Consider the following 23,186-nt stretch of genomic DNA (forward strand, 5'->3'; position numbering starts at 1 on the left):
AACTCGAATGCCTTCCTTCCGCCAAACGATAGATCCCCACGTGGATGCCGAACTGCACAAGGCATGGGCTGCGTTGCCCAAGGATGAGGCAGCTGGTGGCTTCCGACACCTCGAGCGAGCCCATGTCATGGGACAGGCATCGACCTACCAACATGTGCGTGTCCATCTACACATGCTGGCTTGGGCAGTGCGAAACCATCGCGCACGGGAAACGGTCGGGCAGTTGCTTCGCATCGTTGGCGCTGCAACCAAGACGCCCTTTGGCCTAGTCCCAACGGGCAACACGGGTGGGTCGAATGTCAGCCCCATCAAGCCGCTGCCGATCCCCGTCGATCTGGCAAAGATCATTGATAGGGCGAAGCAGGCCGCGGGACGTTGATCTTCGTGCCTTGCGCTGCTGTCGCTTCGCGCCCCGGGGCGTCCTCCATCGAATCTTGCAAAAGGGGCCCCGGGACATGCGAGATCGCACGCTATGCCGACGCAGCACTGGTCGTGGCTGGGAAAACAACGCGGACAGACAGTCCGCGACCGGCGTCGCCCGCATCAATTTCCACCATCGCGCCGTGCCGGTCTGCAATCGCTCGGACGATCGCCAATCCGAGTCCGCTACCGCCCGGGTAGGCTCCTCCTGCCACGCCACGGAAGAAGCGATCAAAGACGCGGCCGCGTTCCGCCTCCGGGATGCCCGGCCCGTGATCGACCACTCGAAGTACGGGCTGCTCCGCCTCCAGGGCAACCTCGATGTCAACCGCTGCACCGGGCGCATACCGTAGCGCGTTGTCAACGAGGTTGTTCAGCAGCACCGTGAGTTGCGGTAGATCGCCTTCAACTACGGCTGGCTCAAGCACACGGACACCCAGGTCGACATCACGCGAATCTGCCTGGGTGGTGAAGGCACTGGCCACATTTCGCGCGAGCGCTGCCAAGTCAACGGGCTCTGAGTGCAGCATCTCGACGTCAGGTTCGCTGCGAGCGACCTGTAGGAGTTGCTCGACGAGGTGCTGTGAGCGGTCGATCCCTGCCTCCAGATCCTCCAGCGCAGCCTGCCTTGACGTTTCATCCGGGCTGCGCTGCAAGATCTGCAGCTGCAGGCGCAGTGCGGTGATCGGCGTGCGAAGCTCGTGCGCAGCGTCGGCGAGGAATCTTCGCTGTGCTGAGAATGCCTCGCCCAGCCGTCTCAGCAGCTCGTTGGTTGATTCGATGACCGGCATCAACTCCTTGGGTGTATTGCCAACCCTGATCGGTGACAACGCGCCCGCGCTTCGGGTTGCGATGTCGAGAGCCGCGACGTCCAACGGCGCAAGCCCGCGACGCAAGCTGAAGATCAGCAGAGCGCCGACGCCAGCTACGAGGGCGACCATCAGCGTGGAAATCTGCACGGCGGACTCCCCAGCCATCTGCTGACGTTGTGACTGGCGCTGGGCTGCTTGAGCCACATAGCCACCGCGCGTCACCGTGTGCACGATCCAGCGCTCGCCGCGCACCATCGGCTCGCTATGGCCTTCGATTGGAGAGAAGGGAAGCGCAACGCGTGGGTCGGAAATGAAGAGGCGTCTTCCGCCAATGGTCCAGCTTTGCGTCACGATCTCGGAGTCATCCGGAATGTCAGTACGCACGGGAAGGTCTGCGCTGCTTTGCCAGCTTTGATTGGCTTGGTGCATACGGGCGACGCCTTCGGCGATGGTTTTCAGCTCGTCGTCGAAGACTTCATGCATCTCGGTGAGCGTCACCAGATAGGCCACGACGGTGAGAAGCACCGTACCCAGTGCGAGGGTGCCGACGATCCACTTGAGCAGGTCACGTTCAAGGGAGCGCATCAAACCTCCGAAACTCGGTAACCCACTCCCCGGACGTTGCGGATGCGCTCCGCACCCAGCTTGCGTCTGAGGTTGTGTACATGCACCTCGACCGCGTTGCTTGCGATCTCTTCTCCCCAGCCATAAAGCGATTCCTCCAGCTTTTCCTTGGAGATGACCGTGCCTGGCCTCAGCATCAGCGCTTCAAGCAGCCCGAACTCGCGGGCTGACAGTTCGATCGGATGACCATCCAGGCTCACAACGCGTTTGGCCGGATCAAGGACCAGCGCACCACAGCGCAAGAGCGGAGATCCGCTCCCAGCATGTCGACGGAGTAAGGCGCGTACGCGCGCAATCAATTCATCCAGGTCAAAAGGCTTGAGCACGTAGTCGTCAGCGCCTGCCTCCAGCCCGGCGATCTTGTCTCGCACGGTATCTCGCGCTGAAGCGATCAGTACAGGCATGCCATCACCGCGATCACGCAGGGTCTTCAACAGCTGCATGCCGTCGACCTGCGGCAGCCCGAGGTCAAGGATCGCCAGGTCATGCAGGCGGTGACCAAGGGCGAGCTCTGCCTGTCGCCCATCTCGGACCCAGTCGACGCTGAACCCGGCTTGCAGCAGCCCTCTTTGCAGGGATTTGCCGACCATCACGTCGTCCTCGACCAGTAACAGGCGCATCTCAATCTTCTTGCCGCAAGGGGTTCATCCTAAGTTCTGAGGGGCATCGTCGGGGCCGCAACCTTAAGTGGCACTTAAGCATCCGGGAGCCACCATGGCGCATGCACTTCCCTGACCACTCTCTGCGTCTTGACCATATCGGCACCGACCTGCCGCACCAACCCGAATGGGACGTCACCGAGGGCGGCATATGAGCGCTTCCAACCCCTACAAAGGGCGAACAGGCCTGGAGCGCATCGTTTACGCGTTCCGCTACTCGATGGATGGGTTGGTCGCCGCTTTCAAGGGCGAAAGTGCGTTCCGGCAGGAGGTGGTGCTGGGTGCTCTCCTGCTGCCTGTTGCCGCATGGCTCGCCATGGACTGGGTCCAACTCGTGTTGATGCTCGGAGCGCTGCTGATCGTGCTGATTGTCGAGTTGCTCAACTCGGCAATCGAGGCAACCGTGGACCGCATCTCGTTCGAACACAACCTGTTGTCGAAGCGAGCGAAAGACATGGGCAGTGCTGCCGTCCTGCTGGCGCTGGTGTTCTTCGCCTTGGTCTGGGGGGCGGTGCTCTGGATGAAATTCTGTCCCGCGGCGTGATCCGTTGTAATCGCCACCGCAGGCTCCTGGTTTAACCGCGCCCTTACCCGTCACGGGGCTAACAGGGCGCAAACGAGAGCCGCGCTGCGATACGCGACCAAAAGTGCGTTCCGAGTCCAGCCATCAGCCCTGCCGCCCACGATCTGCAAGTTTGTCACCTCAAGAACCTGCTTCAGCTTTCGGGCAGCATCGTGGATCTCAACACCATCGCGCCCGAGAGAGATTTCCAGTCGCAGGATCTCGATGTGTCGATCAGCCTCCTTCAGCTGCGCCCGCAGTTGACGCTGCCATGGCTTGGAGGGCGGAATCCTGTCTAGAAGCCCCTGAACAATGACGTCGACATCGTTGATACCTTTCGCCATCGCTTCGAGGTGGGCAGCAGCTGAATCTGCTGGCAGGGCAGGGGACTCATCAGTCGATGCATCGTCGGTCAGATGTCTGGAGATCATGTGCCCGCACCTACCGTCAGATCGGCGACAAGACGGCTGATCAGCGCCCGATGCCGTATGGACGGCTCAGCCACCACAAGACGGTAGCGCTCGCTCCAGAGCCAAAGATCACCTACCAGTTCAACGAAGAGCACCTGGCCTGCCGATCCCAGGATGCTCAACTCGCCCGTCCCCTTCTTCCAATCGAACAGCAGCCGATGAGACCCGGGAGGCATGACAAGCCTCACCATCGATGCAGGCACGGTCGGCGCCAGTCGATCCCCTGCGGCGCCGACATGCACCGTGTTGACGGTGTCCCCGACGCGGTGCCGCACCACATAGACCACGAGCTGACCAGGCACCGGGGCGAAGCGCTTGGCGTCCTCGTCCGCAGCCAACGATGGGATGGATAGGGGTGCACAGGTTGTCTGGGTGCGAGGCCGTCCGTGGGCGTGGTAGCAGTAGCCGTTCTCTGAGAGATCTCTCGGCGGACTCGTGCAACCAGATACCAAGGGGGCGCCAAGGACCATGGAGCCAGCAAGAAAAATGCGTCTATGCATGATGTCACTCAACTTCGAAGGACGGCAGCGCGCCCGTTGAGAATTGCAGTACTACCTGCTGGTCTGCCAGAGCTGCAGACCACCACAGTGCAGCTGCTATGACGAACACCCCCGCAAGCACCGCGGAGCGCTTGGGCATGAGACTCTCCTGACGACCCGAGGAAGGAATGAGCGATTGGCGTTGCTTCAGGTTCACCATTTGCAGCATCTGTAGGCCAGGCCAAAACCTGCAGAGACAGAGCCTGTGTCCATCGTCAACGGGCTTTTTGCAGCATCGCCGAGCAGACGGGACGCGCCGAGATTGCCGAACAGGATCCAGCGTGGGGTCAGCGCGGTGATAAAGCCTGTGCCGACATAGGCGCCCCTCACGCCGCTTGCAGGCATGTAGGTCGGCAGGTTGGATGCCACAGCCTGAGCAGGCGTGACCCCAAAGTAAGTCTGCATGTTCTGTCGGTTGGCAACTGAGACACCCGCGCCCGCCGACCATTGAGTGGTGGGCGAGAGACGTTGGTGATAACCGATATCAAAGCTGCCCACCGCTCCGCCCTTGCGGCCTAGCAGGTCCTGCGAGACATTGGCGCTGATGTCCCAGTGATCGTTCAGCCGGTAGCCCACGAACACTCGCCCGCGCAGCGTGCGCTCGATGTCCGGCAGGCCGTTCAAACGGGTGGAGGATCCGGAATTGCGGCCACTGTCCAGCCGAAGCGCCGCGCCGAACCGGACGCGCTTGCCGTCGATGAGCAAGGCGCTTGCCCCTGGGCCCTGGGGATCTGATGCGAAGTTCATCGCAGCGGCCGACCGAGAGGTGCTGATGCGAAATCGACCCCACTGGTACGCCCAAAGCGGTCGAAGCTTGATGATTCGACGCCCTGATCCCTCGTACTCGGGCTGGGACAGCATCATGGCCCCGACGAGATAGTTCTGCTCGGACGTTTTTCGCTCTTCGTCGGCATGGGACACGGACGCAAACGTCAGTGCAAATGCGAATGGGGTCAGACGAGTCAAGGGACGATCAAGCGAGGTCATGCCCGATGGTCAGAGCCGGATGCTTAAGCGCCGCTTAAGGGATCTATCACCAGCACGAAGCGCGTCCCAGCCGATTGGTTTCGCGACATCTACCCATAGCACCTGGTCAATCGAGTTGACCGTTGGTCATCTATCCCCTTTGTGCCCGCTTCTGGGCGTTGTCCGCGCGGGCTGCCGTGCGGATGTACGGCTGATCAAGCAGCGATTGGGGAGCGCTTGTCGAGCCGTCCGATAAAATGTCTGTTGCTCTTGGGGAGTAGCCTGCTTCTGTCGCTCGGAAGCGCCTGCGTCAACACACTTGAACCTCGCGTTCATGGCGCCGGTAGCCAGTTCTGGTTGGCGAGACCAACGATGTGCCAGCACGACTTGTATGTGGTCGGGCGGTGGTGGCACGTCGTTGTATCTCTGCCCGACCCTGGATCGACTCTCATGAACGCTCTCTCTACAGCCGCACTCGCCATGGCGATGTCGACGGATGCCTTTGCTGCGGCCATCGGCAAGGGCACTGCGCTGAAACAACCTCGCTGGACCGAGGCCCTGCGTACCGGCGCCATCTTTGGCGTCATCGAGGGCATCACACCGCTTGTCGGCTGGCTACTCGGACTGACCGCGGTCAACGCCGTCAAGGAGTGGGACCACTGGATCGCGTTCGTCCTGCTCGGGACTCTTGGTCTGCACATGGTCTACAACGGGTTGAAGACGGACCAGTCCGAGGTTGATGCCGTCGAGGACAAACCGAGCCGTCACAGTTTTGCCCGTTTGGCATTGACCGGATTCGCAACCAGCATTGATGCGATGGCGGTGGGGGTCGGTCTGGCCTTCATCGACGTCAACATTGCGTATGTGGCCGCCGCCATCGGCTTCGCAACATTCGTGATGGTCACCCTGGGTGTGATGTTGGGGCGTGTCATGGGAGCCGTGGTTGGCAAGCGGGCAGAGATCGTCGGAGGCATCGTCCTGGCAGCCGTCGGCGCCGCCATCCTTTTCGAGCATCTCACCGCTGCCTGAGCGTGCATCCAACTTCGCATGCTCCTGGCGGCGCCAGTCGGAGGATGGGCTGAGGGCCAACATGACAGATTTGTAATGGGTCAAGCAGGCATGCCGTCGGGGACGGATTTCTACAGTGACGACCATGGTGAACGTTGTAGGCAGCTCGATCGAGCGACCCGTCCACCACCAAGGAGTACCTATGACCCGCATCTCTGCTTCCGCCTTCGTCGCCAGCCTGCTCTTCGCCGTCGGAGCAGCCCAAGCGGCGTCGATGACCAACGACACCTTCATGAACGGCAAGTCGGTTCACGGCGAGCCTGTTGCTGCTACGCAGGACGGGCGTATCGTGAACGTGGATGCTGGCAAGTCCATCAACGTGAACTGTGGGGACGTTGTCACGTTCCAGAAGGCTGGCAAGAGCTTCACCTGGAAGTTCAGCTCGGCTGCTCATCGCCCCGTCGATCTGCGCGCCATCGCACCTGCGGGCTTTACCGACAAGCCGCTCAAGGTCTACATCTCTCGCACCGATGCTGAGAGCAACTGATGCATCGGCATCAAGATCCGCGGCCCTTGCGGCCACGGGTCTGGTGGCGAACAGCTTCACGTAAGGCAGCGCTGCGGCCCGCTGCAAACGAATTCACTAGTTAGGCCAAGGCCAGTTCACCGCGCTCCCCATATCCAAGACACAATCGCCTCATGCGTCGCTGGTTGACCATCCTGTTGCTGTTCGTCCTGCCCGTCCAGTTTGCCTGGTCGGCTGCGGCAGCCTATTGCCAGCACGAGGAAGTGGCCGGGATAGCGCACTTCGGACACCACGCCCATGATCACGCTGCGAGTTCGCACGGTGGGGGCAAGCTGTCCGGCGCAGGCGAGAAGTCAAGCGACCAGTCTCCCGCCAAGGGCATGAAGCTGGTTGGTGACAACGACTGCAGTTTCTGCCATCTGAGCTTCGCCAAGCCGATGGTCCCGGTTGCGTTCCAGTTCGACAAGAGTTCCGTGTCCCAGCCAGACTCTGCGTCAGAACAGGCGTTCCGCTCACGCGGACCTGATCTCCTTGAACGCCCCAACTGGCGCGTCGCCTGATTCGGCGAGCGCAGATCCATCCTTACTTCTTTGATGCGGCCCTGACCGCAACACTGCTCTCGCCGAAACCCTCGCGTTGTTCCTACAACCCCGGAGTTTTCGATGCGCAGAACCCTCGTGCCGCTTGCTTGTGCGGCACTCCTCTCATCCCTCGCCCAGGCTCAGACGCCCGGGACCCCCAACACTGCCTCCCCTGAAGCGCGCGTAGCCCCAGCTACTGCCACCCCGGCCGTGCAGATTGCGCCGCTGACACTGCGGGCCGCCGTGGATGCCGCGCTGGCCCAGAACCCGCAGCTTCGCGCCGCAACCGCCGAACTCGACGCCAACGACGGCACGGTTCGCCAGGCCGGTCTGATTCCGAATCCGGTGCTAGGCGTCGATCAGGAGGACGTGAAGTCCGGCACTCGTGTCACGACGATGCAGCTCAGCCAGACGCTGGAGACCGGCGGCAAGCGGGCGGCGCGAGTCGAGGTCGCGCAGCGTGGCAAGGACATCGCGGCCCTGGACCTGACTGCGCGCCGCGCCGAGGTCCGCGCCACCGCTATTCAAGCTTTCTTTGACGCGCTGACAGCCCAGGAGCGGGTCAAAGTGGTCGAGGAATCGTTGCGCATTGCGGCCAGCGGTGTAGATGCTGCAGTGCGCCGAGTAACCGCGGGCAAGGTGTCTCCGACCGAGGAGACTCGCGCGCGGGTCGCCGCTTCTACTGCACGCATCGACTTGCGCCAGGCACAGGCTGAGGCCTCGGCCGCGCTTCGTGCGCTGTCAGCAGTCATGGGAGCGCCGGAGGGCTCGATCCAGCGTCTGGACGGCAACGTCGAGGCGCTGCCGATTGCACCTTCTGCAGTAGACATCATGGCTCGTCTCCCTGATGCGCCAGCCGTACGCCGCGCTCAGCTTGAGGTGCAACGTGCAGATGCCACCTACGGTTTGGCGCGTGCCAATGGCGTGCCGGACGTGACGGTGGGTGTCGGCGCTCGTCGGGCACAGGATCTGGGCCGCACGCAAGCCGTGTTCAGCGTATCCGTGCCGCTGCCGTTCTTTGATCGCAACCAAGGTGCGCAGCTGGAAGCCCTGCGCCGCCGTGACGCTGCCCAGGCCACAGCGCAAGCCGAGGAGTTGCGGCTGCGTTCAGAAGTGCTGCAGATGGCAGACCTGTTGCAGGCCCGCAAGGACGAGGTCGAAGCGCTTCGCAAGGAGGTCCTGCCCGGCGCGCAAAGCGCGTATGAAGCCGCCAAGACGGGCTTCGAGCTCGGGAAGTTCAGCTTCCTGGACGCGCTCGATGCGCAGCGAACCTGGCTCCAGGTCCGCAGCCAGTACTTCACTGCGGTGGCCCAAGTCCATCGCACGGCCGCAGAGATTGACCGCCAGCTCGGCACCACGACTGACCGCCCCTGACGGGCACTCCAACTTCGAGATCGACGATGAAATTCAATCAAAGCACGACCGAGGGCCTGCGCGCCTCGCTGGGCAAGAAGCAGCTGATCGCCATCGCGGTGGTTCTGGCGCTGGGCGCCGTTGGCACCGTCTCCATCCTCCGCATGGGCGGCAGCGCGCCGGCGGGCGAGGAAGAGCATGGACACGGCCACGATGAGGCCAAGGGCCATGGCGACGATGAGCACCACGGCGAAGCCAAGGACGCAAAGGGCCACAAGGACGCTGATGGTCACGGGGACGGCGAGCACCATGAGGAGGCCAAGAAAGGCTCCAACGGTGGCGAGGTCCTTGGTACACAGAAGGGTCTCGCCGTCGAGATGCTGCTCGCAGAGGAAGGTGGGACTGCACGCATCAAGGTCTGGGTGACAAATGCGGGCAAGCCGGTGAGCGTGAAGGCCGAACAGGTATCCGTGCAACTGGAACGACCTGGTCAGGATCCGGAGAAGGTTTCGTTCGCCATCCAAGCCGGTGCTCTGGTAAGCGCTCAGGCCATCGAGGAGCCGCACCTGTTCAAGGGCACGGTCAACGTGCAGACAGGCGATGGTGTGCTGACCTTCCCGTTTGCCAAGGACGAGGGTGCTGTCACGATGACGGCCGACCAGATCAAGGCAGCCGGCATCTCGATCGACACTTCCGCGCCTGCCACCATTCGCACAGCGCTGAAGTTGCCTGGCGAGATTGCGTTCAATGAGGACAAGACGGCTCATGTGGTGCCGCGCGTCGGTGGCGTCGTCGAGTCAGTCGCGGTTTCCTTGGGGCAGCAGGTCACCAAGGGCCAAGTGCTGGCCGTCATCAGTAGTTCGAGCGTGTCCGACCAGCGTGCCGAGCTGCAGGCTGCACAGAAGCGCCTCCAGCTCGCCCGCACAACCTACGAGCGGGAGAAGCAGTTGTTCGAGCAACGCATTTCTCCCCAGCAGGATGTTCAACAGGCCGAGCAAGCGATGCGTGAGGCGGAGATTGCCGTTGCCAATGCCCGGCAGAAGCTCAACGCCATTGGTGCGTCGCCCGATTCCTCTGCTCTCAACCGTTTCGAGCTGCGCGCACCGTTCAACGGCGTGATCGTCGAGAAGCATATTGCCCTCGGCGAGCAGGTTCGCGAGGACGTCAACGTCTTCACCATCTCCGATCTGCGTTCGGTCTGGGCTCAGATCAATGTACCGGCCAGCAGCCTGCCGCAGGTGCGCATCGGCGAGAACGTCACCATTCGCTCGACCGCGTTCGAGCAGACGGCAGTTGGCAAGGTCGCCTATGTCGGCGCGCTGATTGGCGAGCAAACGCGTACCGCTCAAGCGCGCGTCGTAGTCGACAACCCGAAGACCGCTTGGCGTCCGGGCCTGTTCGTGAACGTCGAGGTGTCCGCTGGCGAGTCCAGCGCCCCTGTGACCGTGACGGCGGATGCTGTCCAGACCATGGAAGGCAAGTCCGTCGTGTTCGTTCGCACCGCCAGCGGCTTCGCACCTATCCCGGTGGAGCTGGGCCGTAGCGACGGCAAGCGGACCGAGGTCACGTCTGGCTTGAAGGCCGGTGCGCAGTACGCCACGTCTGGCGCCTTCGTCATCAAGTCCGAAGCCGGCAAGGCGTCGGCTTCGCACGCACACTGAGAGAGGCGTCCACATGTTTGAACGCATCATCCGATTCGCCATCGAGCATCGATGGCTTGTGATGCTGGCCGTGTTTGGCATGGCGGCGCTGGGCGTATTCAGCTATCAGAAGCTGCCCATCGACGCGGTGCCGGACATCACCAACGTCCAGGTCCAGATCAACACCAAGGCGCCGGGCTACTCGCCGCTCGAGACAGAGCAGCGCGTGACCTACCCGATCGAGACAGTCATGGCCGGTCTTCCCGGTCTTGAGCAAACCCGCTCGCTGTCGCGCTATGGCCTCTCCCAGGTCACCGTCATCTTCAAGGACGGTACCGACATCTACTTCGCCCGCCAGCTCGTGAACGAGCGCATCCAGAGCGCGCGGGGTCAGATGCCGCCTGGCGTCGATCCGGACATCGGTCCGATCTCTACGGGTCTCGGGGAAATCTACCTTTGGACGGTGGAAACGAAGCCTGGCGCGAAGAAGCCTAACGGCGAACCCTACACGCCGACAGATTTGCGTGAGATCCAGGATTGGGTCATCAAGCCACAGTTGCGCAACGTGAAGGGCGTCACCGAGATCAACACCATCGGCGGCTTTGCCAAGGAGTACCACGTCGCGCCGGATCCAAGTCGTTTGGCGTCCTACGGCATCACGCTGGCGGATATCGTCAACGCGCTGGAGCGCAACAACGCCAACGTCGGTGCGGGCTACATCGAACGACGTGGCGAGCAGTACCTGATTCGCGCACCGGGCCAGGTCCGCTCCATCGACGACATCGGCAATGTCGTGCTGCGCAACGAGGGCAGCGTGCCTGTTCGCATCAAGGACGTGGCCACGGTCGAGCTTGGCCGTGAGTTGCGCTCGGGTGCTGCGACCGACAACGGCAAGGAGGTGGTGCTTGGGACCGTCTTCATGCTGATCGGCGAGAACAGCCGCACCGTGTCGCAGGCCGTCGACAAGAAGATGGCGGAGATCAACAAGAATCTGCCCGCCGGCGTCCACGCTGTGACCGTCTACGACCGTACGACGCTGGTCGACAAGGCGATCAGTACTGTCAAGAAGAACCTACTGGAAGGCGCGATCCTCGTGATCGTCATCCTCTTCCTGTTCCTGGGAAATATCCGCGCGGCCATCCTCACGGCCATGGTGATCCCGCTGTCCATGCTTTTCACGTTCACCGGCATGGTGCAGCAGAAGGTCAGCGCGAATCTGATGAGCCTTGGAGCGTTGGACTTCGGGATCATCATCGACGGTGCCGTCGTGATCGTCGAGAACTGCGTGAGGCGCCTGGCGCATGCGCAGGAGCACAAGGGTAGGCCGTTGACGCAGTCCGAGCGCTTTCACGAGGTGTTCGCGGCATCGCAGGAGGCGCGTCGTCCGCTGCTGTTCGGTCAGCTGATCATCATGATCGTCTACCTGCCGATCTTTGCGCTGGCTGGTGTCGAGGGCAAGATGTTCCATCCGATGGCGTTCACGGTCGTGATCGCGCTGGTGGGCGCCATGATCCTTTCGATGACGTTCGTGCCGGCAGCGGTCGCGCTGTTCATCGGTGAGAAGGTGTCGGAGAAGGAGAACTTCCTGATGGGCTGGGCCCGTCGGGCTTATGAGCCGGCGCTGCAGCGCGTGATGAACGCCAAGCCGCTGGTCATCACGGTTGCCGTTGTGACCGTGTTCCTGTCCGGCTTGCTCGCGACCCGCATGGGCAGTGAGTTCGTGCCCAGCCTGAACGAAGGTGACTTCGCCGTGCAGGCGCTGCGAATCCCCGGCACCAGCCTGTCGCAGTCGGTAGCCATGCAGCAGCAGTTGGAGGCCACGCTGAAGGCCAAGTTCCCTGAGATCGAGCGGGTCTTTTCCCGCACCGGCACAGCGGAGATCGCAGCAGACCCGATGCCGCCCAACATCTCGGATGCCTACGTGATGCTCAAGCCCGCATCTGAGTGGCCCGAACCCCGCCGGACGCGCGATGAGGTGCTCGCTGCGGTGAAGGCCGAAGTCGGGAAGCTGCCCGGTCAGAACTACGAGTTCTCACAGCCTATCCAGTTGCGCTTCAACGAGTTGATCTCGGGTGTGCGATCGGACGTGGCCGTCAAGGTGTTCGGCGACGACATGGACGTCATGAACGAGGCGGCCGGCAAGATCGCTGGCGTGCTCCAGGGCATCTCGGGATCCGCAGAGGTCAACATCGAACAGACCACCGGTCTACCGATGCTGAGCGTGCAGATCGATCGTGAGAAGACGGCTCGCTATGGCCTCAACGTCCAGGACGTGCAGGACACGCTGGCGACGGCGGTGGGTGGCAAGGAAGGAGGAACGATGTTCGAAGGCGACCGTCGCTTCGACATCATCGTCCGGGTGCCCGAGAACGTTCGCTCCGATCTTGAGGCCATCAAGCGTCTTCCGGTCCCGCTGCCGGCCGGCAGCAGCACGTCCTCGCGCAAATTCATCCCGCTGAGCGAGGTTGCCGAGCTGTCGCTGTCGCCCGGCCCCAACCAGGTCAGTCGTGAGAACGGCAAGCGTCGTGTGGTGGTCAGTGCCAACGTCCGCGGTCGTGACATCGGCTCGTTCGTGGCCGAGGCTGAGCAGGCGATCCAGCAACAGGTCAAGCTACCCACCGGGTACTGGATGGTGTGGGGCGGCCAGTTCGAGAACCTGCAGTCTGCAACGAACCGCCTGAAGATCGTGGTGCCGGTGTCCCTGGCGCTGGTCTTCACGTTGCTGTTCGTGATGTTTGGCAACGCGAAGGACGGTCTGCTGGTCTTCACGGGCATTCCGTTCGCGCTGACCGGCGGCATCGTGGCGCTTTGGCTGCGAGACATCCCGATGTCCATCTCGGCGGCTGTCGGCTTCATCGCGCTGTCTGGGGTGGCGGTGCTCAACGGTCTCGTCATGATCTCGTTCATCCGAAACCTGCGGGAATCGGGCAAACGGCTCGACGAAGCGATCTTTGAAGGAGCCGTTACCCGCCTGCGGCCTGTGCTGATGACCGCGCTGGTGGCGTCGCTGGGTTTCGTACCCATGGCGATCGCCACAGGAACGGGTGCAGAAGTTCAACGTCCGCTGGCCACTGTCGTTATCGGAGGCATCCTGTCGTCGACGGCGCTGACTCTGCTTGTTCTGCCGGTGCTGTATCGCATCGCTCACCGAAAGGATGAGGATGAGGCCGCGACACCGCGTCCGACGCCTGATCAGGAGGTTCACGCATGAACGCAGGTACGCATCAAGGGACGTCCCGGCCTGAAGGCGGGAGCCTGGTGGGCTTGATCCTCTCGCATGGAGGGTGGCCGCAGGGCCGCGGGGCCTCATGAAGATCCTGGTCGTCGAAGACGAAGTCAAGGCGGCCGCTTACCTGCGCAAGGGCCTCACGGAGGAGGGGTATCAGGTTGAGGTGGCTCACTCCGGCGTTGACGGACTCCACATGGCGTCCGTCAACGAGTACGACCTCGTCATCCTGGATTGGATGCTGCCTGGCATCGATGGGATGGCGGTCCTCTCCGCACTGCGCCACACGCGTTCAGTACCCGTCCTCATGCTGACCGCGCGCGGCCAGATCGAGGACCGGGTACGAGGTCTGCAGGGCGGGGCGGATGACTACTTGGTCAAGCCATTTGCGTTCTCTGAGCTGGTGGCGCGCGTGCAGGTGTTGCTGCGTCGATCCGGAGGACATCAAAGCGACGCGGAGACCATCCTCCTCCGGGTGGCCGACCTGGAGGTCGACACCGTACGGCGCAAGGCGACTCGAGGGGGGCAAAGGCTTGAGCTGACTCCGAAGGAGTTCAGCCTGCTGATCCTGCTGCTCAGACGCAAGGGGCATGTGCTGTCGCGCACGGAGATCGCGTCTCAGGTCTGGGATATGAACTTCGACAGCGAGACCAATGTGGTCGAAGTTGCCATCCGCCGTCTGCGCTCCAAGGTTGATCAGCCGTTTGACCGGCATCTTCTGCACACGGTCCGAGGTGTCGGCTACGTGCTGGAGGAACGACCGTGATCGCGCAGGTGTTCCAGGCACCGAGCCTTCGTGCGCGGCTGTCGCGCCAGTTCGCGTTGCAGACCATTGTTGGCCTCAGCCTGGTCTGCGGGGTCGTCTATCTCGTCATCGCACTGACGCTGGCTGGCCGACAGGACGATACGCTCGTCAAGAAGCGCGCGGCGGTTCAGCGACTGTTGGCAGAAGGGGAGGAGCTTCACGACGTTCCCGCGATCAAGCATCTGCTGAGCGACTTTCTGGCGGGCCACGATGACCTGTCACTCGTGGTGCGTCAGCGCGATGGCCTGGCGGTGTTCGACAAGAACGATCCCACTCGTCCGGAGGACATGAGCAAACGGTTGACGTTCGAAGTCAAGTTGCCGGTGGAATTGGGAGGCGCCGGGACCGCGGAGTTCATCTACGACATCCGCAAGGACGAGTCCCTTTTGAGCCGCCTCTGGTGGACCCTGCTCACGGCGGCCATCGTGGGCACGTTTGCGGTGTCCGCGACGGGCTTCCTGCTTGTCAAGAGGGGGCTGGCTCCGTTGAATGCGCTGGCACGCCGGACATCAGAGCTGGATGCGAGTCGCTTGGACCTGCGCCTTGACGGGGCAGGCCAGCCCGAAGAGGTGCAACCCCTGCTGATGCAGCTCAATGCGTTGCTCGATCGTCTGCAGGCAGCCTATGCGCAGATGGAGGCGTTCAACGCTGACGTCGCCCATGAACTTAACAATCCGCTGTCCATCCTGATCGGATCCTGCGAAGTCGCGCTGCGGCGTCCGAGATCGCAGGCGGAGTTGCATGACACGCTGACCTCGAACCTGGAGGAACTCAGGCGCGTCGCAGGCATCGTGGCGGACATGTTGTTCCTGTCGCATGCCGAGCGTGGCGTGGAGGCTCGCCGGACGTTGCCAATGAGCCTGGCGGATCTTGCGGCTGAGGTCATCGAGTACCACGAGGCTGCGCTTGAGGAAGCCGAGCTGCGTGTCGAGGTACTGGGCGATGCGCGCGTCGCCGTGGATGTTGGGCTGGTACGGCGGGCGCTGTCGAACCTACTCAGCAATGCCACCAGATATGCAGTCAAAGGATCACAAATTGAAGTTCGCATCGACCGCTTGGAATCAAGCATCGTGTCGATCGGCGTACACAACCAAGGTGAGGTGATTCCGCCTCAGCATCTGCCGCGACTTTTTGACCGGTTCTACCGGATCGACCCGTCGCGCACCAATGCGAACCGCAACCACGGACTCGGGCTGGCCATCGTGGCGGCCATCGCGAAGATGCACGGCGGTACCGTGGCCGCGGAGTCTGATCAAACGGGCACCTTCATCCGATTCACGCTAATGACAGGCTCTGGAGCCGCAAAGACAGGTGAACCAGAACGCATGGCGGTGCGGGTGCGTGATGAGGGGAATGGAGCGTGCTGAACCTGTTCGAACACCTTCGCGAGAAACATCACGGGCTAGCCCTCTACATCTTCGGGAGCTCCATCGCGGTCATCATCATCTCCTTGTTGTTGCTGATCTACTTCCTGCGGCAGGACCGCATCAAGAAGCAGCAGCGCAGGGAAGAACGTCGCGAGCAGCGACGCCGGACGCGCCAAAAGCGGTAGCCTCCTACATCGACCCGTTGTTAGGATCATTTGGTGCGCAAAGCTCTCGTGATCTTTCTGCTTGGACTGTTGTCCTTCCAGCTTGTCTGGGGGGCAGCCGCCGGTTACTGCCGGCACGAGCAGGACGTTGAGGTCAGCCATTTTGGGCATCACGTGCACAAGCACCAGACCAAGGCGGGGAGCTCTCCGGATGGAGCGAACAGCCCTGTCGACAACCTGAATGGCGAAGACGCTGACTGCATGGCATGCCACCTCTGCGGCCCAAGCCTGGTTGGTGTTGTCTACGACGCCCCGCATCCGGCAGGCGTTTCACATGCCGTGGCATCAGCCGAGAAGGACCACTCCAGGTTACTGATACCGGCGATCTACCGGCCCAATTGGGTCGCTGCTTCTTGATCTGAGCCTAGCTTCGCTAGGCAGAGCCGCTGGCGCACCGCCAGTGGCATGGACGACCTGACCACTTTCTGAGGTTGCAGGTCCGACTCCACGGGCAGCCATTGCAGCTTTTGCGTACCGGCCGCCGCCATTCAAGAAAGAGAAGCTGTCCATGAGTGACACCCAGAAGCTGCGGTTGAATCTCCCGCTGGTACTTCCGGAGATTCACGGTGCTGATGATCCCTGCGTCAAACGGTTGCAGGACAAGCTAACTGGCCGCCCCGGCATTGACGAAGCACATGTGACGGGGTTAGAGGAAGGCACACCACAGCTGTGCGTTCACTACGACTCCAATGTGATCTCGCTGAGCCGGCTGCGTGAGCTCGTCAGCTCCGAAGGCATGGCGTTGACGGATCAATTTGCTCACGTCCTTGGCCGAGTGAACCTGCCGATGCATGCCCGGTATGCGCAACGCGTCGCTGATGTCTTGCGTTCGGTGGAAGGCGTGGTTGAGGCGGATGTCTCGCCGAGTGGTGTCGTGCGCCTCGAGTACGACCGTTCAACGGTTGATCAAGGCAAGCTGGACCAGTGCCTGACTTCGCTGGACATCACCCTGAATGACGCCAGCGGACCCGCGGAGCGGCGTCAGCTCGCTATGGAAGCGGCTCAAGAGCCTGTGGCCAACGCGAGTCAGGCAGCTACGGCCAGTCATGCCCATACAGGGCATGACCACGAGCATGGTGACGAGCACGACCACGGACCTGGCAGCAAGCCTAGGAGCGGGCCAAAACATGGGGAAGATGGCCATGTCCATGGCAAGGAGGAAGAAGGCGGGGATGGCCACGAGCACGGCGGAATCTTTGGCGAGCGGACAGAGCTGATCTTTGCGTGCCTGTCGGGGGCATTCCTGCTGGCGGGGTGGTTGGTGGGGCGCAATGGTTCTGGGCCTGACTGGCTACCCACCGCCTGCTATGTGGTTTCCTACTTCTTCGGCGGGTTCTATACCGTTCGCGAGGCCATCGAGAACCTGCGTGCCAAGCGCTTCGAAATCGACACCCTGATGCTGGTCGCAGCAGCTGGCGCCGCTGCCCTGGGCTCGTGGGGCGAGGGGGCGTTGCTGCTTTTCCTGTTCAGTCTTGGCCATTCGCTGGAGCACTATGCGATGGGTCGTGCTCGTCGCGCCATCGAGGCGCTGGCCAAGCTTGCACCGGAAACAGCGCTGGTGCGTCGCGAATCCGGGACTGAGGTTGTGCCCCTGGAGAAGTTGGCGGTGGGGGACATTGTGGTCGTGAAGCCCAATGAGAGGCTGCCTGCAGACGGCGTGGTGGTGGTCGGCACCTCCAGCGTCAATCAGGCACCCGTCACGGGCGAGAGCGTTCCCGTCGACAAGCGGCCGGTGGAAGATGGCAAGACGGCGATCGGCAACTTCGAGCGTGTGTCCGCCGAGAACCGGGTTTTCGCTGGCACGATCAATGGCTCTGGCGCGATGGACGTCATGGTTGCGCGCAAAGCCGACCAATCGACGATGGCGCGAGTGGTCAAGATGGTGACCGAGGCTGAGGCACAGCGTTCGCCCACGCAGCAGTTCACCGAAAAGTTCGAGCGCATCTTCGTGCCTTCCGTGCTGGCACTGGTCGTGGTGCTGCTGTGTGCCGGACTGGTCATTGATGAACCGTTCTCGGAGACGTTCTATCGCGCAATGGCTGTTCTCGTCGCTGCAAGCCCGTGCGCGCTGGCGATCTCGGTGCCCAGTGCCGTCCTGAGCGGTGTCGCACGTGCCGCGCGAGGAGGCGTCCTGGTCAAGGGGGGCGGCCCCTTGGAGAACCTAGGCACGCTGACGTCCATTGCGTTCGACAAGACCGGCACACTGACTGAAGGCAAGCCAAAGCTGACTGACGTGGTGTCGGCGCAAGACGTGCCTCAGGATGAGTTGCTGGCGGTGGCGTTGGCTGTCGAAGAGCATAGCGATCACCCTCTCGCGGCAGCCATCGTCAGCGGCGCGAAGGAGCGGCTTGGCGACAAAGCCGACCTGCTGCAGGCGTCCGACGTCAAGAGCATCACAGGTCGTGGCGTGCAGGCGCAGCTCGGCGGAGAAACGGTGCACATCGGCAAGCCGGTGCTGTTCACCGAGTTGGCCGACTCCAAGGTGCCTGCGGACGTCGACGAGGCAAACAGGAAGCTCGTGGCCGATGGCCGTACGACCATGATCGTGCGCAAGGGCAATCGCTTCCTTGGGGTGATCGGCGTCATGGATACGCCGCGCCCGGTTGCTGGCCAGGTCATGGGTGAACTGCGCAAGCTCGGCATTGAGCGCTTGATCATGATCTCTGGCGACAACCAGAAGGTTGCCGAAGCCGTCGCCCAGACGGTCGGCCTGACGGAAGCCCGAGGCGATCTCATGCCCGAACAGAAGGTCGAGGAGATCAAGAAGCTGCGCACGGAGCACGGCAAGGTCGCGATGGTCGGCGATGGCGTCAATGACGCGCCAGCCATGGCCAACGCTACTGTCGGAATCGCGATGGGTGCGGCAGGCTCGGACGTCGCCTTGGAGACCGCCGACGTGGCGCTGATGGCTGATGACCTGGCGCAGTTGCCGTTTGCGGTCGGTCTGTCCCGTAGCACCAGTCGCGTTATCAAGCAGAACCTCTGGGTGAGCTTGGGTGTGGTGGCGGTCCTGATTCCTTCCACCATCTTGGGTTTGAGCATCGGCACCGCCGTCATCTTCCACGAGGGCTCGACGCTGCTGGTGGTCTTCAACGCTTTGAGATTGCTGGCCTACAAACCGTTTGACAAGAGCATGAAGTCGGCGGAAGCGGCTCGGCCCGTTGAGGTGAAGCCGTGAGACGGCCCCATGACCAACGGGGCGAGGACATGCAAGCCCTACAGGCGATGGATGATGTCGACGGTGATCTGACAGACATGCTGGGCGAGCTGCGGGTGCTGCTGCCCACAGCGCAACTGCTGTCCGCCTTCTTGATCGCCGTGCCGTTCGCCCCGGGCTTTCGCAACATCGTGCAGGCCGAGAAGCACGTCTTCCTGGCGACGTTCCTGTTCTCTGTCGCGGCATTGGTGCTGTTCACCGCGCCTGCGGTGCAGCATCGGCTGATGCGCCCACTTCAGCAGCGAGCGAGATTCAAGGCACGGGCGAGTAGGCAGATGCTCCTGGGCGCGGCCTCTCTTGCTATCGCGCTGGTGCTTGCCACGCAGTTCGTGCTTTCCGAGGTTCTGGGCCACACAGTGGGAAATGTGGCGGGCGTTGTCATTGGTGGATTGATCGGCACGGCGTGGCTGCTGGTGCCTCTGATCTGGAACCGACGGCAGTCTGCGTGACCGACTGGCCTCGCGTGACATCGCGGGCCTGCTCAGCTCGCTAAACCGTGATGGATAGTGCCTTTGCCGGACCGCCCAGAGCTTGGTCCAAATGCATTGGAAGCATCGGCTGAGCGCGTTGACGACGTGGCCGACTTTCGGTCGTGGCTAGCGTCGAGGATCAGCGATCGCCATCCTGAATTCCTTCAGCTCATCATCCAACGACGTGACAGCGAGCTGATGAAGGATGGAGTTCTGCGCGAAGGATGCGCGCTCCCTGTCAAGATCGACAGAGTTGCCGTCCAAGCTGGACTGGGACGGCAGCGCGAACTGGGCAAACTGCATGGTTGTGCGCGGCGCTACCAGGTCCGGAGCAAGATGGCGTTGCGACGTGATTGCGATTGTCGCGGCCGGTCGGGAGCGCTTGGCTTCCTCCAGCGCCGCAGCAAAGTTGATGTCACGTGCCTGGTACCGAGGCGTGTCGGCGTTCGCGATGTTGCTGGCGATCAGCGCCTGTCGCTGTCCCCTGAAGATCAGCGCCGTCCCTTTCCAATCGTCGTCGGCCGCGATGGGCGCGGCGCCGCTGCTGGGTGTCGGACGAAGTGAGTCGGACATGGGCGGTTCCTCCGAAGAGGGGAGCGGCAGAGCGCCCCCCTCTCGTAGCTACATTGCCGATCAGAAGCTGTGGCGCATGCCGACTTCCAGACCGGAGGACTTCTCGCCCCCACGCATGGCCGTCGGAGTTGTGTACAGCACGGAACTGCGAGCAGCACCCTTGTTGTTGATGTTGGCGTATGTGGCATACAGCGCCGACCGCTTGGACAGGTCGTGCACGTAGCCAACGGCCAGACGGGTGCTGTCATCTGCGTCGGCATAGCCGGAGCCTGCAGCGCCACCAGAGCGGTTGGCGTTGGTGTAGCCCAGGCGGATCGAGCCGGACGGGTTGACCGGGATGGTCGCGCCGACGGAGAGTTCCTGTGACTTGCGCGGGCCCCACTTCTTCACATCCAAGAGCGTGTGCACGGTGCCCCAGGGCGACTTGTAGTTGAACAGCAGGTTGTAGTTCTTGAACTTCGGTTGGCTGCTGCCGACATCAGTCTGACCGATAGCGCCGCCGACCAGGAAGGTGCTGTTCTCAAAGCCCACACGGCCGCCGGTGTACTTGTTGCCGACCACGCCTTCGCCGGCGGCGACATGAACTTGACCGAACCAGCCGCCCAGGTTCTTCGGCAGGAAGTAGCTCACGCCGTTGTCGGTACGCTGGGCGGTGGTTGCGCCGCTGCCCAGGACCGCGCTCGAGCCGTAGACGAACACGCCACGCGACCCGACGCCGACGATGTTGAACTCGTCACCCAGGGCGTTGTTGTAGGTCGGTGTGGTATCGCGGCCGAGGCGAATCTCGCCGAACTCACCCATCAGGCTGACGGTGGAACGGCGATTCCAGAACTTGCTGGCATTGGCAGTGCCGGTGTCCAGGTCAACACCGGATTCCAGGTTGAAGCCGGCAGACAGACCGCCCCCCAGTTGTTCCACACCGCGAACGCCCAGGCGGCTGGTCGTGTTGGCGCCGGAGGTGACGCCCTTGACCGTGCCGGCGCTACCGTTCTTCACTTGGCGAACGGCGGCATCAGCAACGCCGTACAGCGTGACGGAAGACGATTGCGCAAAAGCAGAACCTGCGAGCGCGCTGCATGCCAAGGCCAAGAGGGCTGGCTTCTTCATGTACTTCTCCTATTCAGTGGTCGATGCATGAGGTCGTGGATCGCCTCAAGCAGCTTGAAGGCTATGGATCGCGACTAGGGAAATCCATGACGAAGACGATTTCGGTGGGGGCGCGCTCGCACCGGGGCATGCAAACGGTCTGCTGACGTGCCTTGAAATCGACATCGCGCGCTGTGGCGCAACTCCTGGTTTCGTTTCACACGGAAGTCACACATGGCGAGGGTCGCGGCAGCCTTCCCGAAAGTGACAAAACCGTAATCCGCCGGACCGGCGGTCGTCAGGCGAGTCTTTCTAAGCTGCCCGCGGATTGGGCGCTGTCAGCGTCCACGAACGATAGAGAGCTTTGGCGATGCGCCAGTGCGAAGAAGGCGCAGGATGAGAAGACCGGATGCTCAGTTGATCTCCAGAGCTCGACGTGGCGATATCGCAGCTTGCTTGGAGGCAGGCAGAAAGTACCTCCAAGGAGCAAGCGGCTTCCCTCGTCACGTACCGCTCGGCCTCGAGTACCTGCAGCAAGCGGAGCCCATCCGAGCGGCCGACGCCCAGCAACTGATCATCGAGTCCTTGGATCTGTACGAGATCGCTGCGCACGGACGCATCGCGACGCTGCAGCAGGCAGCTCAGTCGGGTCGCGTTGCGGCGCAGTTGAAGCTGGCCGTGTGGTTGTCATTGACTGCAGCCGATGCGGAAGAGGGCATGCGCTGGTTCCGCAGCGCCGCAGCGTGTGGTGACCTCACGGCGAGGAAGGTGCTTACCGCCTACGTCGACAGCGATCAGTCGGAGGTGCAGGTCGTCTCGCGTCTGCGGAATCTCAGAAGACTCCCTGGATTTGGCTGGGCAAATCTTGTCACCTTCGCCATGGATCGGGCTTTGATGCGGCAGGCGCCGCTCTTGCTGTTCAGGGCCCTCGCTCTGGGGCTCGAATCGGACACTGACCCGGATGCGCTCTTGGCCGACAAAGTGCTTGAGGCCTTGACGTATGCGAGCGCGCTCGATGAGGCCACGATCGTGGTTGATCGACGGGCCATCGAAATGCTTCTAGACGATTGCGTGGCGCGTGGAAACAGCAATGCGGCCTTGATGCTGGGGATGGCGCTGAGCGGCAACGACGTCGGTGCCGTGCGGTGGCAGTCACTTGTCACCGGTCAGAACCACCGCAAAGCGGCAGCGTTGCTGATGCGTGCAGCCGATGGTGGTCATGCTGAAGCGTGGACGAGGCTGTTCGAGATTCACTCGAACCACAACGGCTCAGTCGCAAATCCACCGATGGCCAGGTTCTGCCTGGAGAAGGCAGCGGCCGGTGGCGCCGTGGCGGCGCAGCGCAGACTCGGTGCGGCCATTCTCCGCGCAGCGGGCGCGCTGCGGGAGATGGAGCTGGGGATGCACTGGCTGTTCAAGGCAGCGTCAGCCGGCGACGATCACGCGCAGACGCTGCTGCACACATTCGTGCTTCCGGTCGAAGGGCGTGACGACCAGGCGAGACGAGCGCTCATTTCGATCGCGAAGTCGAATCCGGGACTCGCGCTCCGGCTTGAGGTGGCAAGGGAGTTCGGCCTCACCAAGCTCGAGGCCATGACCGTGGATCTGGTGGCTGGCCAGCGTCCCTGGGGCTTGGTGGTCGGACGCAACCCCTTCATAAGACATATCAAGCTGTCCGCGCCACGAGCAGTTCCTGCTGTCTCAGTCGAAGTTCAGCAGAAGCTTGCCCGGATGGCCGCACAGGTCGCCAGTGGCAGCATGCGCGGCACGGACCTTCAAGACATCGAGTTCCGCCATCGGGCGGTGAAGCTGAAGCAAGTTCTCGATGCACATGGTCTGCCTGAATCCCTGTTCTTCGCCAAGGCACGCTCCAATGACCTGGAGGTGCTGCGCAGCGGCGGACGATGGGCACACATGGCCAAGGCCGATGTCGACGCGGCGATGGCGTAGATCGACCGGAGACCACGCGACGCGAGATTCCGCTGCTTGACGCGGGGCCCTTTTCCCGCAAAGTTGCGAAGGTGAACTCCCACACGCCGTTTGGTTTGTGGGTTCGCA

23 protein-coding genes and 1 riboswitch are annotated in these 23,186 nt (G+C 62.4%); of the genes, 15 read left to right on the forward strand and 8 right to left on the reverse strand.

Annotated features, from left to right (window positions below; all coding sequences use genetic code 11):
• Positions 1-7 precede the first annotated feature (7 nt).
• Positions 8-379 carry a DUF3703 domain-containing protein gene (locus J2X21_RS26630; RefSeq protein WP_310333172.1) on the forward strand — a complete coding sequence of 124 codons (372 nt, stop codon included), beginning with the start codon at positions 8-10 and terminating at the stop codon, positions 377-379.
• Positions 380-470: 91 nt separating this feature from the next.
• Here J2X21_RS26630 and J2X21_RS26635 read toward each other — a convergent pair whose 3' ends face one another.
• Complete coding sequence (locus tag J2X21_RS26635; protein ID WP_310333173.1) at positions 471-1,817, reverse strand: sensor histidine kinase; 1,347 nt, start codon at positions 1,815-1,817, stop codon at positions 471-473.
• A complete protein-coding gene (locus J2X21_RS26640) occupies positions 1,817-2,476 on the reverse strand; it encodes a response regulator (RefSeq protein WP_310333174.1) in 660 nt (219 codons plus the stop codon). The genes J2X21_RS26635 and J2X21_RS26640 overlap by 1 nt, the downstream gene beginning before the upstream one ends.
• 190 nt (positions 2,477-2,666) lie before the next feature.
• On the opposite strand from J2X21_RS26640, the gene J2X21_RS26645 reads away from it, so the two are divergent.
• Complete coding sequence (locus J2X21_RS26645; RefSeq protein WP_310333175.1) at positions 2,667-3,059, forward strand: diacylglycerol kinase; 393 nt, start codon at positions 2,667-2,669, stop codon at positions 3,057-3,059.
• A gap of 50 nt (positions 3,060-3,109) precedes the next feature.
• On the opposite strand, the gene J2X21_RS26650 is transcribed toward J2X21_RS26645, so the two are convergent.
• From J2X21_RS26650 to J2X21_RS26665, 4 genes are all read right to left on the reverse strand, one after another.
• On the reverse strand, positions 3,110-3,508 hold the full coding sequence (locus J2X21_RS26650) for a hypothetical protein (protein WP_310333176.1): 399 nt from the start codon (positions 3,506-3,508) through the stop codon (positions 3,110-3,112).
• On the reverse strand, positions 3,505-3,885 hold the full coding sequence (locus J2X21_RS26655) for a hypothetical protein (RefSeq protein WP_310333177.1): 381 nt from the start codon (positions 3,883-3,885) through the stop codon (positions 3,505-3,507). Before J2X21_RS26655 ends, J2X21_RS26650 begins: the two co-directional genes overlap by 4 nt.
• A 166-nt stretch (positions 3,886-4,051) precedes the next feature.
• On the reverse strand, positions 4,052-4,246 hold the full coding sequence (locus tag J2X21_RS26660; protein ID WP_310333178.1) for a hypothetical protein: 195 nt from the start codon (positions 4,244-4,246) through the stop codon (positions 4,052-4,054).
• Positions 4,240-5,007, reverse strand: a complete 768-nt coding sequence (locus J2X21_RS26665; protein WP_310333179.1) for a MipA/OmpV family protein — start codon at positions 5,005-5,007, stop codon at positions 4,240-4,242. The genes J2X21_RS26660 and J2X21_RS26665 overlap by 7 nt, the downstream gene beginning before the upstream one ends.
• Before the next feature lie 305 nt (positions 5,008-5,312).
• Positions 5,313-5,495, forward strand: a riboswitch (yybP-ykoY riboswitch).
• Between the two features lie 7 nt (positions 5,496-5,502).
• On the opposite strand from J2X21_RS26665, the gene J2X21_RS26670 reads away from it, so the two are divergent.
• The 12 genes from J2X21_RS26670 (at position 5,503) to J2X21_RS26725 (ending at position 19,448) form a co-directional block, all read left to right on the forward strand.
• Positions 5,503-6,081, forward strand: coding sequence for a manganese efflux pump MntP (locus J2X21_RS26670; RefSeq protein WP_310333180.1), 579 nt, complete (start codon positions 5,503-5,505; stop codon positions 6,079-6,081).
• A gap of 181 nt (positions 6,082-6,262) precedes the next feature.
• A complete protein-coding gene (locus tag J2X21_RS26675) occupies positions 6,263-6,607 on the forward strand; it encodes a CzcE family metal-binding protein (protein WP_310333181.1) in 345 nt (114 codons plus the stop codon).
• Positions 6,608-6,759: 152 nt separating this feature from the next.
• Complete coding sequence (czcI, locus tag J2X21_RS26680) at positions 6,760-7,146, forward strand: cation efflux protein, CzcI family (protein WP_310333182.1); 387 nt, start codon at positions 6,760-6,762, stop codon at positions 7,144-7,146.
• 231 nt (positions 7,147-7,377) lie between these two features.
• Complete coding sequence (locus J2X21_RS26685) at positions 7,378-8,541, forward strand: TolC family protein (RefSeq protein ID WP_310333183.1); 1,164 nt, start codon at positions 7,378-7,380, stop codon at positions 8,539-8,541.
• Positions 8,542-8,567: 26 nt separating this feature from the next.
• The gene (locus J2X21_RS26690; RefSeq protein ID WP_310333184.1) at positions 8,568-10,181 is read left to right on the forward strand and encodes an efflux RND transporter periplasmic adaptor subunit; all 1,614 of its coding nucleotides are present in this window, start codon (positions 8,568-8,570) and stop codon (positions 10,179-10,181) included.
• Between the two features lie 13 nt (positions 10,182-10,194).
• On the forward strand, positions 10,195-13,371 hold the full coding sequence (locus J2X21_RS26695; protein ID WP_310333185.1) for an efflux RND transporter permease subunit: 3,177 nt from the start codon (positions 10,195-10,197) through the stop codon (positions 13,369-13,371).
• Between the two features lie 97 nt (positions 13,372-13,468).
• Positions 13,469-14,152, forward strand: a complete 684-nt coding sequence (locus J2X21_RS26700; protein ID WP_310333186.1) for a heavy metal response regulator transcription factor — start codon at positions 13,469-13,471, stop codon at positions 14,150-14,152.
• Positions 14,149-15,558: a heavy metal sensor histidine kinase gene (locus tag J2X21_RS26705; protein WP_310333187.1), complete on the forward strand. Its 1,410-nt coding sequence runs from the start codon at positions 14,149-14,151 to the stop codon at positions 15,556-15,558. The genes J2X21_RS26700 and J2X21_RS26705 overlap by 4 nt, the downstream gene beginning before the upstream one ends.
• Positions 15,552-15,743, forward strand: coding sequence for a hypothetical protein (locus J2X21_RS26710; protein ID WP_310333188.1), 192 nt, complete (start codon positions 15,552-15,554; stop codon positions 15,741-15,743). Before J2X21_RS26705 ends, J2X21_RS26710 begins: the two co-directional genes overlap by 7 nt.
• 33 nt (positions 15,744-15,776) lie before the next feature.
• The gene (locus J2X21_RS26715; RefSeq protein WP_310333189.1) at positions 15,777-16,139 is read left to right on the forward strand and encodes a hypothetical protein; all 363 of its coding nucleotides are present in this window, start codon (positions 15,777-15,779) and stop codon (positions 16,137-16,139) included.
• Between the two features lie 151 nt (positions 16,140-16,290).
• Positions 16,291-18,960, forward strand: a complete 2,670-nt coding sequence (locus J2X21_RS26720; protein ID WP_310333190.1) for a heavy metal translocating P-type ATPase — start codon at positions 16,291-16,293, stop codon at positions 18,958-18,960.
• 47 nt (positions 18,961-19,007) lie between these two features.
• On the forward strand, positions 19,008-19,448 hold the full coding sequence (locus tag J2X21_RS26725) for a DUF6328 family protein (protein WP_310333191.1): 441 nt from the start codon (positions 19,008-19,010) through the stop codon (positions 19,446-19,448).
• A 147-nt stretch (positions 19,449-19,595) separates the two neighbouring features.
• Here the strand turns inward: J2X21_RS26725 and flgB are convergent, their stop codons facing one another.
• Positions 19,596-20,042, reverse strand: coding sequence for a flagellar basal body rod protein FlgB (flgB, locus tag J2X21_RS26730; RefSeq protein ID WP_310333192.1), 447 nt, complete (start codon positions 20,040-20,042; stop codon positions 19,596-19,598).
• 60 nt (positions 20,043-20,102) lie between these two features.
• The gene (locus J2X21_RS26735; protein ID WP_310333193.1) at positions 20,103-21,149 is read right to left on the reverse strand and encodes a porin; all 1,047 of its coding nucleotides are present in this window, start codon (positions 21,147-21,149) and stop codon (positions 20,103-20,105) included.
• A gap of 564 nt (positions 21,150-21,713) precedes the next feature.
• Between J2X21_RS26735 and J2X21_RS26740 the strand changes: the two genes are divergently transcribed.
• On the forward strand, positions 21,714-23,078 hold the full coding sequence (locus tag J2X21_RS26740; protein ID WP_310333194.1) for an SEL1-like repeat protein: 1,365 nt from the start codon (positions 21,714-21,716) through the stop codon (positions 23,076-23,078).
• Positions 23,079-23,186 lie beyond the last annotated feature (108 nt).

Origin of the sequence: Roseateles asaccharophilus, from assembly GCF_031458115.1 — a bacterium.
Taxonomy (GTDB): Bacteria; Pseudomonadota; Gammaproteobacteria; order Burkholderiales; family Burkholderiaceae_C; genus Pelomonas; species Pelomonas asaccharophilus_A.

What these genes read in the sequence shown, in the direction of transcription:
- J2X21_RS26630 (WP_310333172.1), top strand. Translation starts at nt 8, where the DNA reads ATGCCTTCCTTCCGCCAAACGATAGATCCCCACGTGGATGCCGAACTG.
- J2X21_RS26635 (WP_310333173.1), bottom strand. Translation starts at nt 1,817, where the DNA reads ATGCGCTCCCTTGAACGTGACCTGCTCAAGTGGATCGTCGGCACCCTC.
- J2X21_RS26640 (WP_310333174.1), bottom strand. Translation starts at nt 2,476, where the DNA reads ATGCGCCTGTTACTGGTCGAGGACGACGTGATGGTCGGCAAATCCCTG.
- J2X21_RS26645 (WP_310333175.1), top strand. Translation starts at nt 2,667, where the DNA reads ATGAGCGCTTCCAACCCCTACAAAGGGCGAACAGGCCTGGAGCGCATC.
- J2X21_RS26650 (WP_310333176.1), bottom strand. Translation starts at nt 3,508, where the DNA reads ATGATCTCCAGACATCTGACCGACGATGCATCGACTGATGAGTCCCCT.
- J2X21_RS26660 (WP_310333178.1), bottom strand. Translation starts at nt 4,246, where the DNA reads ATGGTGAACCTGAAGCAACGCCAATCGCTCATTCCTTCCTCGGGTCGT.
- J2X21_RS26670 (WP_310333180.1), top strand. Translation starts at nt 5,503, where the DNA reads ATGAACGCTCTCTCTACAGCCGCACTCGCCATGGCGATGTCGACGGAT.
- J2X21_RS26675 (WP_310333181.1), top strand. Translation starts at nt 6,263, where the DNA reads ATGACCCGCATCTCTGCTTCCGCCTTCGTCGCCAGCCTGCTCTTCGCC.
- czcI (WP_310333182.1), top strand. Translation starts at nt 6,760, where the DNA reads ATGCGTCGCTGGTTGACCATCCTGTTGCTGTTCGTCCTGCCCGTCCAG.
- J2X21_RS26690 (WP_310333184.1), top strand. Translation starts at nt 8,568, where the DNA reads ATGAAATTCAATCAAAGCACGACCGAGGGCCTGCGCGCCTCGCTGGGC.
- J2X21_RS26695 (WP_310333185.1), top strand. Translation starts at nt 10,195, where the DNA reads ATGTTTGAACGCATCATCCGATTCGCCATCGAGCATCGATGGCTTGTG.
- J2X21_RS26700 (WP_310333186.1), top strand. Translation starts at nt 13,469, where the DNA reads ATGAAGATCCTGGTCGTCGAAGACGAAGTCAAGGCGGCCGCTTACCTG.
- J2X21_RS26720 (WP_310333190.1), top strand. Translation starts at nt 16,291, where the DNA reads ATGAGTGACACCCAGAAGCTGCGGTTGAATCTCCCGCTGGTACTTCCG.
- J2X21_RS26725 (WP_310333191.1), top strand. Translation starts at nt 19,008, where the DNA reads ATGGATGATGTCGACGGTGATCTGACAGACATGCTGGGCGAGCTGCGG.
- flgB (WP_310333192.1), bottom strand. Translation starts at nt 20,042, where the DNA reads ATGTCCGACTCACTTCGTCCGACACCCAGCAGCGGCGCCGCGCCCATC.
- J2X21_RS26735 (WP_310333193.1), bottom strand. Translation starts at nt 21,149, where the DNA reads ATGAAGAAGCCAGCCCTCTTGGCCTTGGCATGCAGCGCGCTCGCAGGT.